This window comes from Streptomyces desertarenae (assembly GCF_042681365.1).
GTDB classification, from domain to species: domain Bacteria; phylum Actinomycetota; class Actinomycetes; order Streptomycetales; family Streptomycetaceae; genus Streptomyces; species Streptomyces desertarenae.
In genome coordinates, this window is sequence record NZ_JBHUFU010000021.1 from 1 (window position 1) to 13,669 (window position 13,669).

Below are 13,669 nucleotides of genomic sequence, written 5' to 3' on the forward strand. Positions count from 1 at the left end.
GCCGGGGCCCGCACCTTGGGTGCGGGCCCCGGCTCTCCGCCGTTCCCGGCCCGGTGCACCCCGCCGACTCGGCGCCGGCGGGCCCGTGGCCGGAAGACCTGACCGCCGCCTGGGCCGTGCCCGTCGGGCATGCCTCGGCACGGAGCCGGATCACCCGGTTCAGCCAGGAGACGGCCGGATCGGGTGAGCCCTCGGTCACGCGCCGGTAGCGCGAGCGCAGAGCTTGCGGGGTGTCCGGGGTGCCGCCGGTGAAGGCGTGCAGAGCCGGACCGGACAGCACGGCGGCCATCTCCTCGGCGTGCTCGACGCGCAGCGGCAGCAGGTCCGGTCGCTAGGTTCCGACGGTCTGGGCCGCGGTGGTGCTCACGCCGCAACCGCCTCGGGGCGTTCGACGAGGTGCCCGCGTTCGAAGCGGGCTCCGGCGCGGACCAGGGGGACGAGGCGGGGCGCGCTCACGGCCCGTCCGCGTGACGGGGCGGTCACGTCGCTTCCTCGACCGAGAGGATCCTCCCGGTGGCGGGATCGATCCCGACCGTCTTCGGGGTGCCGGAGGCGAGGAGTTCCTGCTCCTGAGCGCTGAGGTGAGCGGGAGCGGGGGTGGTGCCGGCTGCGGCAGCTCCCGTCACGGCCAGGCCGAGCGTGGCGGCCACGGCGAGGGCGGCGCCCCCCGAGGACAGACGGCGCGTCGTCGTGCGCATGTGATCGGTTCCCCCCGACTGCGCCATGGTGGTGCTCCATCACCACGTCACGACCGTACCAAGGGCGAGGGTTCTCCCCAGCGTGGTCGCGGATCGTTCCGAAACGAGCGCGGCGCGGGCGCTCGGCGGACGACCGGGCCCGGGGCGTCACACCGAAGATCGCCCGCGAGGGCACCGCCCACGGTTCCGGTCCGGGCAGGACCCGCTTCCGCAGCCGGGCGCTCCGGCCGGCCCCACCGGCCGGCCGGAGCGCCCGAAGGAAGTGCCGGCCGGCGCGGCCGCCGCACGCGGGGCACCGCCCCGGCGCCCGGTCAGCGGGCGGCGAGGAGCTCGAGCGTGTCGATCACGCGGTTCGAGAAGCCCCACTCGTTGTCGTACCACGCGACCACCTTGACGTGGCGGCCGTCGACACGGGTGAGGGCCGAGTCGAAGATCGACGAGGCGGGATTGCCCGTGATGTCGGACGACACGAGCGGGTCGTCCGAGTACTCGAGGACGCCGGCGAGCGGCCCCTCCGCTGCGGCGCGGTACGCCGCCAGCACGTCGTCGCGCGTCACGTCGCGGGCGACGGTCGTGTTGAGTTCGACGATCGAGCCCACCGGCACCGGCACGCGGATCGAGTCGCCCGACAGTTTGCCGTCGAGGTTCGGCAGCACCAGGCCGATCGCCTTGGCGGCGCCGGTCGTGGTCGGCACGATGTTGACGCCGGCGGCCCGGGCGCGGCGGGCGTCGCGGTGCGGTCCGTCCTGCAGGTTCTGCTCCTGCGTGTAGGCGTGCACCGTCGTCATGAACCCGTGCTCGATACCGGCGAGTTCGTCGAGGACGGCGGCCAGCGGCGCGAGCGCGTTGGTGGTGCAGGAGGCGTTCGAGACGATCGTGTGCGCGGCCGGGTCGTAGGCGTCGGTGTTGACCCCGAACGCGAGCGTGACGTCGGCACCGTCCGACGGCGCGCTGACGAGCACCTTCTTCGCGCCCGCGTCGAGGTGGGCGCGGGCGGCCTTGGCCGAGGTGAAGCGGCCGGTGGCCTCCAGGACGATGTCGACGCCGAGTTCGGCCCACGGCAACTGCGCCGGTTCGCGCTCGGCCAGCACCGTGATCCGGCGGCCGTCGACGACGAGGGCGTCCCCCTCGACGGTCACCGGGCGCCCGAGCCGGCCGGCCGTGCTGTCGTAGGCGAGCAGCCGGGCCAGGGCGGTGGGCTCCGTCAGGTCGTTGACGGCGACGATCTCGAGGGCGCTGTCGCGCTCCAGCAGTGCGCGCAGCACATTGCGTCCGATGCGGCCGAACCCGTTGACGGCGATGCGAGTCATGAGTGAACCCCTTCCCTTCGCCACCAGGCTCGCCCGCGGCGCGCGCCGCTGACAGTGGCGGGATCGCCACGGTTCACAAGGATCTCGCCACACGGTGCCGGACGGGTCACTCGCCCCGGGTGAAGGTGCGCCGGTACTCGCTCGGTGTGGTGCCGAGGATGCGCTGGAAGTGCAGGCGCAGGTTCGCGCCGGTGCCGAGCCCGACGTCGGCGGCGATCTGCTCGACGCTGCGCTGCGAGCGCTCGAGCAGTTCGCGGGCCAGGTCGATGCGGGCGCGCATCACCCACTGCATCGGCGTGTAGCCGGTCTCCTCGACGAAGCGCCGGGAGAACGTGCGCGGCGAGACCCCGGCCTGCCGCGCCAGTGTGTCGAGGGTGAGGGGCTCGCCGAGCCGGTGCAGCACCCACTCGCGGGTGGCGGCGAACCGCTCGCCGAGCGGCTCGGGGACGCTGCGCGGCACATACTGGGCCTGGCCGCCGCTGCGGTAGGGGGCGGCGACCAGACGCCGGGCCGCGTGGTTGGACGCGGCCACTCCGAGGTCGCCGCGCAGGATGTGCAGGCACAGGTCGATGCCGGAGGCGGCGCCGGCCGAGGTGAGCATGGTGCCCTCGTCGACGAACAGCACGTTCTCGTCGACCCGGACGAGCGGATGCCTGGCCATGAGCGCCCGCGTGTAGTGCCAGTGCGTCGTGGCGCGCCGGCCGTCGAGCAGGCCCGTGGCGGCGAGCGCGAAGGCGCCCGTCGAGATGGCGGCGAGCCGCGCGCCCCGGTCGTGGGCGGCGATCAGTGCGTCGACGACGGCCTGCGGCGGGTCGTCGCGGTCCGGGAACCGGTAGCCGGGGACGAAGACGATGTCGGCCCACGCAAGCGCGTCGAGGCCGTGGGCGACGTAGTACGCCAGGCCGTCGCCGCCGGTCACGAGACCGGGTGTCGCCCCGCACACCCGCACCTCGTACGGCATGCTCGCGCGGGTCGTGAAGACCTGCGCGGGAATGCCGACATCGAGCGGCTTCGCACCCTCGAGCACGAGGACGGCGACGCGATGCAGACGGGAGGCTGGCACGGGAAGAGGCTACGGGGGACGCGCCCTCGATGCGCCCACCGCGCGGCCCGGCCGGACGGCACACCGGCCGGGCCGTCTTCCCCGCCGCGGCCGCCGCCCCCGCCGCGCGCTCGGGCCGGTCCTCCGGCCCCCGCTGCCGCGGCCCGGCCCGGTCACCGTCGCGGCCCCGCGAAGGCGCAGGCCGCGGTGCCGGCGACCGCGAGGAGCACAGCCGTCCAGGTGCCGTCCCGCCGACCGCGGCCCCCGCGAACGCGTCCGCCGCGCGCCACACCGCCAGACAGGTCTCCTGCATGACCTCCGCGACGACCTGCTCGTCCGCGCACCGGCGGCGCAGCCGCACCGCCATCCACGGCGACGTGCGCCGGTACAGCTCCTCGAACGCGGCACGGTCGCCCTTGGCCACCAGGTGGACGAGACGCTCCTCGTTTACCTCGTGCAGTGCCGGGCAGCGGCACGAGCTGGGTGACGCCGTGATGGTCTCCGCTGGTCGACGACACCGCGAGGGGCGTTCCGTGCCGGCCGGTGATCAGGTGGTGCCTGCTGCCTCGGCGGCCGCGGCCGACCGGCGAAGGTCCGGTGCGAGCGCCCCTTCCAGGGGCCCGGACGTGCGAGCCGTCGATCGCGGCGTCCTCCATGTCCGGCAGGCCCGTCGCGCGGGGTTCCGCGAGGAGGATCTCGTGCAGGCGGGCCGGACGCTGGCCCCGGTCCCCTCCCGCAGGCGCCGCCGCACGTCACCCCGCTGCAGCCGGCTGTCCCGGGGTGATCGAGGCCGCGCACGGCCGCGCCGTCGCCGGCCCCACCGGCATGCCCCTGTTCCGCGACCACCTGCTGTGGTCGACCAGGACCCAGCGCCCGGACGGCATACGGGGACCGGTGCACACCGAGGTGCTCCACGGAGACCGCGTGGCCGCCTCCGAGCCCCGGCCGAGCCGGGGACAAGCCCCCTCGGGGCCTCCGCGCACCTCGTGCAGGGAAGGCCTGCGCCACGCGGTCAGGGGGAAGTGCCATCATGTGCGCACTTGCGTAAGGTGGTGTGCATGGCGGAGATCACTTACTCGATCGTGGAAGCCCGCGCCCGGCTCGGCGCCATCGCGCGCGAGGTCAGCGCCACCCGCGAGCCGGTCGCCATCACCGACCACGGGCAGACCGTCGCGATGCTGGTCAGCCCTGCCGATGCCCTGGAACTGCAGGAGCTGCGGGCGCTGGCCGCCTACCACGCCCGCCAGGCCCGTGGCGAGGACGCCGGCGTTCCGCACGAGGAGGCCTACCGCCGCGTCTTCGGCCAGGACACGGCGTGAGCTACGAGGTCGTCTGGGAGCCCGAGGCCCTGCTCCAGGCGGAGCGGCTCGCCAAGGACGACCCCGACGGGGTACGGCAGGTCTTCGCCGCCGTCGACCGCCTCGCCGACGACCCCCGCCCGCAGGGCGCCTTCGGCAGCAGCGACGTGCTGCGCATCCACGTCGGGGCCTACCGGGTGCTGTACGAGATCAGCGACCAGCAGGTCCGCGTCAGCGTGATCCACCTCGGCCGCCTGCGCTGAGCACCCGTGTGCCACCCGGCCCTGCGCGACGACACCGCCCGTCCCGGCTTCCACCGTGGCCGGTCATGGGCATGCGGCAGGCCGGTACGGCACCGACCGGCACAGGAGGGCGACATTGCGGGTGGTCTTCTCCGCCTCGACAAACGCATACACCGCGCTCACCGATCGCTCCCCTTCGCGAAAGAAGACCGCCGCTTTCCGCGGCACCCCAATGGCCTCTGCCCGCTCACGGGTCAGCTTGCGCAGCCGGCGCAGCTCCTCCCGCTCGGCCGTCGTCGGCTCGCCCGACGCCCCCTGGCCGCGGTCGGCCCGGTCCCGCCTGGCCCGCTTCCGCAGCCCCCCGGCGCTGACCCCGAGCTCCCGGGCCACCCCGGCGACGGTCTTCCCGGAGGAGTGCACGAGTGCGATCGCATCCCGTTCGAACTCCTCCGTGTACCGCCTGCTGCGGTTGCTCTTGGTCCCACCTGGCACTGCTTCCTCCGGAACCTCACGTCCCGGTCCCCGGGTGTCCGTGATCAGGGGGGCTTCACGTGAAGCCCGCTCCGCCGACCTGCACAGCCCCTGGCAACGGGGCACCACCGAGAACACCGACGGACCACTGCGCCAGCGCTTCCCCGGGAGCACCGGCCTGTCGCGGTGGGAGGCCGGTGGGCTTCAGGCCGCCGCTGCGGAAAGCCTCCGGGACCTGCTCGAGGAAGGGATCGGCACCCGTACCCGGCCCGACCGGGCCACCGCCCGTGCCGAGGCCTCCTCCTTCATCGAAATCCCCCACAACCGCCGCCTGTGCAAGCACCGCAGGTCCGGCTACCTCACCCCGGCCGAGACCAGGCAACGGCATCAGCGCAGCCTCGCGGCATAGCGATCACGTGTCCGGGATCACGGGGAAACTTCCGGGCGATGCACTCCCTCGGAGCCGGACTTGACCTCCCCTCAACACCACCTCACCGAAGGGGCGCGCAGCGCGAGCGCGGCGGCGAATCCCTCGGGGGCGGGCAGGTCGGTGAGGGACCAAGGCGGGGGAACGGCCTCGGCAGCCGGGCCGGTCCCCAGGTAGCTCCGGTGGCCGTCGTGCGCCAGCCCCGCTCCGGTCCCCTTCAGGCAAGCCTCCTTACGCGCCCACAAGCGTGCGAACGCCGCAGCACGCCTGCACTCGGGGAGCGCGGCGAGTTCGGCGCTTTCGTCCGGGTGGAAGAAGTCCTTGCTCCGGGCCATCACCTCAGGGACCGGCGCCGCCTCCACGTCCACTCCGACCGGCGTGGACGCACAGGCCACGAACACCACATCCCGGCTGTGCGACAGCGAGAAGTGGGCGCCGCCGCCCAGGAGAACCGGTCGCCCGGACGGGCCGCCGCACTCGGGGCAGGCGTCGCGGCTCATCACCAAGTCTCGCGGGGAGGTGTCGAGCAACTCGCCGAGCAGCAGCCTCAGCGCCACATGTGCGACCAGATAGGAGGCGCGGTCCCGGGGGCGTGCGAACCGGTCGGCACGCCGCAGTTCCATCGCGTCGAGCACGTCGGGCGCGAGCTGTTCGGCAGACGGGGCCTGCGTCTTCGCGTCCACGAACCGCACCAGCGCCTCACCTGGAGCAGGCAGTGCCGACGGTTCGACCAGTCTGTCGAGCCGCAGCGTCAGAGAGCACAGATCAGCAGCTGTCGTCACCTGGAAGTCCTCGGGGAGCACTGCGCGTCTCGGCGCGGTTCGGGGGTCAGCGACCCTGCCATCTGGGTGGGCGCTTTTCCACGAAGGAACGAGGCCCCTCCTTGGCGTCAGCACTGTGCATACGCCGTTCCTCCCACGGGTAGCGCGTGGCGAATGCCCGTTCCAAGGGGAGGTCGACCGAGGTCAGCGCGGCCTCCTTGACCGCACGGACCGCCAAGGGGGCGCAGCGCAGGATGTCCTCGACCCACTCGTCGACACAGGTGTCCAGCTCCTCAGCAGGTACGACCGAGTTGACAAGGCCCAGTTCGTACGCTCTGGCCGCGCTCAGCCTGCGGCCCGTCATGAGGTGGCCGAGTGCGACGCGGAGCGGAGCCTGCCGAGCGAGCCGGAAGACCCCGCCGGCGCCGGCTATCAGGCCGAGCCGGGCTTCGGGCAGTCCGAACTCGACATGTTCGGCAGCCACGATCACGTCGCAGGCCAGTGCCAGCTCGAACCCGCCGCCCAGCGCGTACCCGTTGACCCGTGCCACCACTGGCTTGGCGAGGTGGAACCGCTCGGTCAGCCGGGGCCAGCCGGGTTTGCCGCGGCTGCCGAACGTCGAGGGTGCGGCAAGCCCCTCCCCCGTGCGCTGGTCCAGCTCCTTCAGGTCCTGGCCGACCGAGAAGGACCGGTCGCCGGCGCCGGACAGCACCGCGACCCACATATCGCTGTCCTGCTCGAAATCATCCCAGGCATCGGCAAGCTGCTCATGCATGGCCAGATTCATCGCATTGAGCACCGACGGGCGATTGAGGATGATACGGGCGACATGCCCGGTTTTTTCGTAGATGACTTCCGAGGTCACTTCTTCCTCGTCAGAGAAAAGGGAGGGGTTGCGCGGGTTCTACGCGCTGAGCGCTTCGCCGTCATCGCCGAGGCCGCTCATCTCCTCGACTTGCCGTACCAGGTCCTCGGCCAGCCACTTCCACATTCCGGAATATTCACGGGCGAGCTGCGCGACGGACTCCTTGCAATGCGCGGGTACGGTATCGGTGATCTTCTTCCGGTCCAGGGTGATCAGCGCGCAGACATCGAGCAGGCGCAGAAGGGACCGTCCCGAGGTGTTGTGCCGCAGCGACGGATCGCGGGCCAGCATGCCGGTGATCTTCCTGACGTCCTTCAGGGCCAGACCCGGCGGTATTTCGTCGGCAAGAGCGCGCGTAGCCGGAATCCGACTGCTGACGACCTGGACCGCGGCCGGCTGCGCCGGGTGCGCCGGGTGCCGCGTGGTCTCCGGGGGCCGGGGCGAGCGCCCCCGTACGCCGTTCGGCACCGGGCTCTCGCCGCGCCGGACGCGGTCGCGCACGTCCGCGACGGTCGCCGGGGCGAGTCCGACCTCCGCCGCGATCTGCCGCAGGGAGAGGTCGGGGTTGCTCAGGATCAGCTCACCGGCCCGCTCCCGTCTGCGTGCGGAGTCGATCGGGCGAACCCGTCCGTCACGCCCCACTCGGGAGTCGGACTGCGGCAGCACCAGCTCCTTGCGCAGCCGCGCGATCTTCTTCGGGGAGAGGCCGGCGACCGCGGCGACCGCCCGGTCGGACCACTGCGGGTGCGCGGCGAAGATGCGCATCGCGGCTGCTGACCGGTCGGCCGTGGACAAGGGACGCCCGTGTGCGATGTTGGCTGCCACCGCGAGAAGTCGGGCATCAGCCTGGTCACCGTCGAAGAACCGCGCCGCGATATGGTCTGCGCCCAGCAGCTCGGACACCCGTAGCCGGTGGGCGCCGTCGATGACTGTCATGCTCCCGCGGTGCACGAGGATCGGCGGAAGCTCGCCGGCGTTCTCGGCGAGGATACGGATGTGGTCGGCGTCTTCACCGTCCACCCGCGGGGAGAAACCGGTCCGCAGCAGTTCCACCGGGACTCGTTCGACGGGCAGTGCTTTGGTGGCGGTTTGCAGCCTGATCAAATAGTCGGAGTCTGCTCGTTCCATAGCCACGTCCATTTCGTGAATCCAATCCGATTCAAGAGCGACTGACCGACTTCACTGCCATCCATGGTCGTCCTCGGACCCCGTGGTCGCCTCCGGGTTGCCGACCTGCGCATGAACCACCAGAGCGCCGGAGTCGGTGCTCCCGCTCTGCGCCGGAAATCCGACTCCCACAGTAATCGCGGCGGCCACAATTATGCTGCGGAGTGCCTTGCGCAGAATCGGGTGGGCCATCGGATGCTCCTTCTCGTCGACTAGATCTTGCTGATGGGAAAGAGACTGCCGTCTGTCTGCGAGGAGGGAAAGTAGGCCTGAGGGAGGTAAACCGGCCATGACCTAATCCGTCCACACGCCCCTCAGGGCGCACCCGTCTCGAGGCCGGGACCGAAGAACGGGTCCTCGGCGGGCAACGGCTCCCAGCCCTGTAGCTGCACCAGGCCTGAACTGGCCAGACGCCACAGGGAGAGGGCTGCTGCCTTGGCCTCGAGCGGGGACTCGGCCCGCACGTAGAAGCCGATGACCGGATGGGGGAGTGCGTGTGGGTGCACACTCACGTGCTCGAAGCCGTCCCGGCCCGCGCAGGATAGGGTGATCGACTCCGCGGCCGATTCGGGTATTTCTGCTTCAGGCCTGCGCGGTCTGATGGGCACGTGGACGAGAAACATGGATGTCCTTGTCCTCTGGGTTCTTGGTTCCGGGCGATTGAATTCCGATTCACGGAAGCTGATCTCCGTGGCATTGTTGGGTCCTCAGTATGCAAGGTAGGCATTTGAATTGATGTGAAGTCAACTGCACCCAAAAAGGGCTTGCCATGGCGCGGCTTGATCGCGTAGGGTGGGAATTGACCAATGTGTGCCTTAAATCGTCGAGGTGGGGGGAATGACTGACGGGGAAGCAACCCACGGCCCCCTGGGCTCGCTGGGCCTGGAGTCGCCAGTCGAGTCCGTATACATCGCTCTCTTGGAGGGGGCGGAGGGCGTCTCCGACATCTGCCGTCGGCTGAGTCTGCCGGAGTCCGCTGTTCGCGACGCGCTCGACCGCCTCAGCGAGCTGGCCCTCGTGCGTGCCTCGACCGCATCCCCCCATCGTCTGCATGCGGTCAGCCCGCACCGTGGCATGGACATCCTGATCGCTCGGCAGCGCTCCGAACTTGCCGTGCACCAACAGCGCTTGGACGTGGCGCAGGCCGCTGCGGCCAGGTTCATCCTGGCCTACGAGGAACGTCAGCTACCCGGTGCCTCCGAAGGAGAGATCGAGTATCTCCCAGGGCTGGACGCCATCCGCGACCACTTGGCGGTGATGAACGACCAAGTGGCCGAAGAGCTCCTCACCTTCGCGCCGGGCGGCCCGCAGCAGCCCGGGAACATGGAGGCGTCCCGCCCGCTGAACCAACAGCTGCTCCGGCGCGGTGTACGCATGCGCACCATCTATCTCAACAGCATTCGTGCCGACCGGCCGACCATGGACCATGCACGCTGGCTGATCGAGCAAGGATGCAAGGTGCGAACCGTTCCGTCACTGCCGAACCGGATGATCATCTACGACCGCAAGTCCGTGATGATCGCCGCCGACGCCGACAACACCGCCGTCGGTGCCATCCGGGTGGGCGCGCCGGGCATGGTTGCCGTACTGCACTGGCTGTTCGAGCAGGTGTGGCAATCCGCGGAGTCGCTCGAAGCACCGGTGTCACCGGCTCCCGGAGAGCTGACCGCCCAGCAGGCCGAGGCGCTCCATCTGCTGGCGTTCGGCCACACCGACGAGGCTATCGCCAAGCGCCTCGGAGTGTCACCTCGTACCGCCCGCAGGATCACGTCCAGTCTCATGACCCAGCTGGGCGCGCGCAGCCGTTTCCAGGCCGGAGTACTCGCCATACAGCTGGGATTCCTCCCGCTTCACGCCGATTGACGCGTCCGCGCCGGCCCTGGGGGCCTCGGTGAGGGGCCTGCAGAGCCCATGGGCACTGTCCAAGTGCTTCCGGAAGTCACTTGAGTGGTCCACGGGACGAGTTGAACGCGCCCTTTTCGCCGAGCGATGCGCGAACGCAATAAACGAATAGAGCGCGTTGACGCTCCACGTCGTTTCTGGTCTGGTGGTTCACAACAGCAGCAGATCACCGATCGAGGATCATTCGCATCCTGTGGAGAACCCTTCCGAGCTGGTCCTCCTGCTGCTCCTGTGTTTGCAGAGCATCTCCTTTACCATGATGTGGAGCCGTGCCAGATGAGTGATGCGCAATCCCTCCACGGGCGGTTCCGGCAACAGGCCGCGAGTACTCCGGACGCGGTGGCGGTTCGTTCCGCGGGGCGCGAGCTGACCTATCGGGAGCTGGACCGGCGGTCCGACGCTCTGGCGCGTGTCCTGACCGGCCTCGGAGTTGCCCGGGAGACACCGGTCGCCGTGCTGACCGACCGCAGCGTGGACATCACGGTGGCGCTCCTGGGTGTACTCAAGACCGGCGGCTGCTACGTGCCCCTGCACACCGGGTTTCCGGCCGAACGGATGGAGTGGATCATCCGCCGGACAGGCGCACGTGTTCTGCTGACCGATGCGGTGATGACCGCGGAGGGACTTCCCGGGGGTGACGTCACCGTGGTCCGGGTCGACGGCCCGGACATCGCCGAGGCCACGTCCGAACCGGTGGAGGCGGTGTGCACGCCGGACCAGCTGGCGTACATCATGTTCACCTCCGGTTCCACGGGAACGCCCAAGGGCGTCGCCGTCAGCCATCGCAACGTGCTCGATCTGGTGGACGACTCCCTGTTCGGAACCGGGCATCACGCGCGGGTTCTGCTGATCGCCCCCTACGCGTTCGATGCCTCGCTGCACGGTCTGTGGATGCCCTTGTTGCGCGGGGCCACCTCGGTCATCGCCTCCGCCGACCAGGTGTCCGCGACCCGGCTGCGCGAGCTGTTCGCCGCGGAGGGTATCACCAGTCTGGAGATGACCGCCGGCCTGCTGCGGACCATCGGCGAGTCGGCGCCGGAGACCTTCCGCGGACTGCGGGAGGTCTCCACGGGCGGCGACGTCATCTCCCCGGTCGCGGTGCGGCGGATTCTGGAGGCCTGTCCGGGCACGGTGGTGCGCGCCACGTACGGCCCCACCGAGACCACCCTGTACGCCACCCAGCACGCCTACACGGACGCCGTCCAGGTCACCGACGAGGTCCCCATCGGCCGCCCGCTGGACGGCATGCGCGCATACGTCCTCGACGAGCGGTCGGCTCCGGTGGCCGACGGCGGCCCCGGGGAGCTGTGCATCGGCGGCGCCGGGCTGGCCCGCGGCTACCTGCGCGACCCCGCGCTCACCGCCGAGCGCTTCGTCCCCGACCCCCACGGCCCGGCCGGCAGCCGCATGTACCGCACCGGTGACACGGTGCGCCGGAACCCGGACGGCATGCTCGGCTTCCTCGGCCGCGCCGACGAGCAGGTCAAGATCCGCGGCTTCCGCGTCGAGCCGGGCGAGATCGAAACCGTCCTGTCGGCTCTCCCCGGGCTCGACCAGGTCGTGGTCACCGCCCGCGAGACCGGCGGCGACAAGCGCCTGGTGGCGTACTACGTGGGTGACGGCGTCGTGGACGTCGACGCCCTGCGCGACCACGCCGCGAGCGCCCTGCCCGAGTACATGGTCCCTGCCGCGTTCGTGGCCCTGGACGCCATTCCCCTCACGCCGAACGGAAAGATCGACTACCGGGCTCTGCCGGTACCGCGGTATGTCGCGAGAGCGTCCTACCGTGCCCCGGGCACCTCGGACGAGGAGAGGCTCTGCGCGCTCTTCGCGGAGGCGCTCGGCATCGCGCGGGTCGGTGTGGACGACAGCTTCTTCGACCTCGGCGGCCACTCCCTCCTCGCCACTCGGCTGCTCGGCGAGCTCAGGAACGCCTTCGGCGTGGACCTGTCCATCCGGCAGCTCTTCGACGCTCCGACGGTCGATGCACTGTGCCCGCTGCTCCGCGGGCGGATTCCGGACTCCCACCGCCCCGAGCTCACCCGCAGGGAGCCCGCCGTCCGCGTCCCGCTGTCCGCCGCCCAGCACCGCATGTGGTTCCTGGACCAGTGGGACGGTCCCTCCCCGCTGTACCACCTGCCCGTCGTCCTGCACCTGAGCGGTGATGTGGACCGGGACGCGCTGCGGGAAGCGGTCCGGGACGTGGTCGTCCGGCACGAAAGCCTGCGCACCGTCGTGGGCGCCGAAGCCGGGGAGCCCTACCAGCTGGTCCTCGACCCCGCCGATGTGCATCCCCCCCTGCCCGTCCGGCACATCGACGGGACGGAGCTCGACCACGCGGTTCGGGAGGCCGGCCGCCGGCCCTTCGACCTGCGGGCGGACCTTCCCGTGCGGGCCGACCTGTTCGTCCTGGACGAGCGCCGGCACGTCCTGGTGCTGACCCTGCACCACATCGCGTCGGACGGCTGGTCCAAGGCCCCGCTCAGCCGTGATCTGGCGACCGCGTACGCGGCCAGACGCGCCGACGAGGCCCCGCGGTGGTCCGAGCTGCCCGTGCAGTATGCGGACTACACGCTGTGGCAGCACCGGCTCCTCGGCGAACCGGGAGCCGAGGACAGTCTCGCCCGGCGTCAGCTCGACTACTGGAAACAGGCCCTGGCCGGGGTCCCGGACGAGCTGGCCCTGCCCTTCGACCGGCCCCGTCCCGCGGACAGCGAGCACCGGGGCGCGAGCATCCCGATCCGGCTCGACGCCGCACTGCAGGTGGCCGTAACCGAGCTGGCGCGCACCCACGGCGCCACGTCGTTCATGGTGTTCCAGGCCGCCCTTGCGAGGGTGCTGCACGAGTTCGGCGCCGGAACGGACATCCCCCTGGGAACCGTGGTGGCGGGGCGCACCGAACCCGTACTCGACGACATGGTCGGCTTCTTCGCCAACACGGTCGTCCTGCGCACCGACCTGTCGGGCGACCCCTCCTTCGCCGAGCTGCTCGCCCGGGTGCGGGAGGCCACCTTGGACATGCACTCCCACCAGGAGGTGCCGTTCGAGCAGGTCGTGGGGGCCGTGAACCCGTCCCGTTCGCTGTCCCGGCACCCCTTGTTCCAGGTCATGCTCGTCCTGCAGAACGTCACGGGCTACGAGTTCGCGATGCCGGGCCTCGACGTCTCGGTGGTCGAGGAGGCCACGTCGACCGCGAAGTTCGACCTGCTCGTCAGCCTCACCGAGCAGTACGGCGACGGTCGCCGCCCGTCGGGCGTCATCGGCTGTCTGGAGTACGACACCGCGCTGTTCGACGCGTCGACGGTCCAGCGCATCGGCGACCGTTTCGCCGAACTGCTCGCGACAGTCGTGGTCGATCCCGGGCGCCGGACCTTCGCCGCGGGGGGCGTCGCACCGGTCTGACCGGCGCCGGGAAAACGGTTGAGCCGTCCCGGAGGCGTGTGCGGGCACCCGGCGGAGCGCGAGTGGTCACGCGCGGCCGGATTC

12 protein-coding genes and 2 pseudogenes are annotated in these 13,669 nt (G+C 71.0%); 5 read left to right on the forward strand and 9 right to left on the reverse strand.

Features of this window, described 5'->3' with window-relative positions; translation table 11 throughout:
• Positions 1–479: 479 nt before the first annotated feature.
• From ACFSJS_RS24960 to ACFSJS_RS24975, 4 genes and pseudogenes are all read right to left on the reverse strand, one after another.
• Positions 480–698, reverse strand: coding sequence for a hypothetical protein (locus ACFSJS_RS24960; RefSeq protein WP_380904201.1), 219 nt, complete (start codon positions 696–698; stop codon positions 480–482).
• 311 nt (positions 699–1,009) lie between these two features.
• Positions 1,010–2,008: a type I glyceraldehyde-3-phosphate dehydrogenase gene (gene gap / locus ACFSJS_RS24965; protein ID WP_380904203.1), complete on the reverse strand. Its 999-nt coding sequence runs from the start codon at positions 2,006–2,008 to the stop codon at positions 1,010–1,012.
• A 106-nt stretch (positions 2,009–2,114) separates the two neighbouring features.
• Positions 2,115–3,071: a GlxA family transcriptional regulator gene (locus ACFSJS_RS24970; protein ID WP_380904205.1), complete on the reverse strand. Its 957-nt coding sequence runs from the start codon at positions 3,069–3,071 to the stop codon at positions 2,115–2,117.
• Positions 3,072–3,279: 208 nt separating this feature from the next.
• A pseudogene (locus ACFSJS_RS24975) lies at positions 3,280–3,474 on the reverse strand (RNA polymerase sigma factor); the annotation flags it as partial.
• Positions 3,475–4,108: 634 nt separating this feature from the next.
• On the opposite strand from ACFSJS_RS24975, the gene ACFSJS_RS24980 reads away from it, so the two are divergent.
• Both ACFSJS_RS24980 and ACFSJS_RS24985 read left to right on the forward strand, forming a co-directional pair.
• Positions 4,109–4,369 (forward strand): type II toxin-antitoxin system Phd/YefM family antitoxin, encoded by a 261-nt coding sequence (locus ACFSJS_RS24980; protein ID WP_380904207.1) that lies wholly within the window; start codon positions 4,109–4,111, stop codon positions 4,367–4,369.
• The gene (locus tag ACFSJS_RS24985) at positions 4,366–4,611 is read left to right on the forward strand and encodes a type II toxin-antitoxin system RelE family toxin (RefSeq protein WP_380904209.1); all 246 of its coding nucleotides are present in this window, start codon (positions 4,366–4,368) and stop codon (positions 4,609–4,611) included. Before ACFSJS_RS24980 ends, ACFSJS_RS24985 begins: the two co-directional genes overlap by 4 nt.
• Before the next feature lie 63 nt (positions 4,612–4,674).
• On the opposite strand, the gene ACFSJS_RS24990 is transcribed toward ACFSJS_RS24985, so the two are convergent.
• Positions 4,675–5,082: a transposase gene (locus ACFSJS_RS24990; protein WP_380904211.1), complete on the reverse strand. Its 408-nt coding sequence runs from the start codon at positions 5,080–5,082 to the stop codon at positions 4,675–4,677.
• Between the two features lie 73 nt (positions 5,083–5,155).
• Here ACFSJS_RS24990 and ACFSJS_RS24995 point away from each other — a divergent pair.
• Positions 5,156–5,278: pseudogene (locus tag ACFSJS_RS24995) on the forward strand (IS30 family transposase); the annotation flags it as partial.
• Positions 5,279–5,541: 263 nt separating this feature from the next.
• On the opposite strand, the gene ACFSJS_RS25000 reads toward ACFSJS_RS24995, so the two are convergent.
• The 4 genes from ACFSJS_RS25000 to ACFSJS_RS25015 form a co-directional block, all read right to left on the reverse strand.
• Positions 5,542–6,270, reverse strand: coding sequence for a 4'-phosphopantetheinyl transferase family protein (locus ACFSJS_RS25000; RefSeq protein ID WP_380904213.1), 729 nt, complete (start codon positions 6,268–6,270; stop codon positions 5,542–5,544).
• A 46-nt stretch (positions 6,271–6,316) separates the two neighbouring features.
• Positions 6,317–7,114 (reverse strand): enoyl-CoA-hydratase DpgD, encoded by a 798-nt coding sequence (dpgD, locus tag ACFSJS_RS25005; RefSeq protein ID WP_380904216.1) that lies wholly within the window; start codon positions 7,112–7,114, stop codon positions 6,317–6,319.
• Positions 7,115–7,153: 39 nt separating this feature from the next.
• Entirely contained in the window at positions 7,154–8,242 is a 1,089-nt protein-coding gene (locus ACFSJS_RS25010; protein ID WP_380904218.1) for a ParB/RepB/Spo0J family partition protein, read from the reverse strand.
• 353 nt (positions 8,243–8,595) lie between these two features.
• On the reverse strand, positions 8,596–8,787 hold the full coding sequence (locus ACFSJS_RS25015) for a hypothetical protein (protein ID WP_380904220.1): 192 nt from the start codon (positions 8,785–8,787) through the stop codon (positions 8,596–8,598).
• 331 nt (positions 8,788–9,118) lie between these two features.
• Between ACFSJS_RS25015 and ACFSJS_RS25020 the strand changes: the two genes are divergently transcribed.
• Positions 9,119–10,144: a helix-turn-helix domain-containing protein gene (locus tag ACFSJS_RS25020; protein WP_380904222.1), complete on the forward strand. Its 1,026-nt coding sequence runs from the start codon at positions 9,119–9,121 to the stop codon at positions 10,142–10,144.
• A gap of 315 nt (positions 10,145–10,459) precedes the next feature.
• Positions 10,460–13,585: an amino acid adenylation domain-containing protein gene (locus tag ACFSJS_RS25025; RefSeq protein ID WP_380904224.1), complete on the forward strand. Its 3,126-nt coding sequence runs from the start codon at positions 10,460–10,462 to the stop codon at positions 13,583–13,585.
• Positions 13,586–13,669 lie beyond the last annotated feature (84 nt).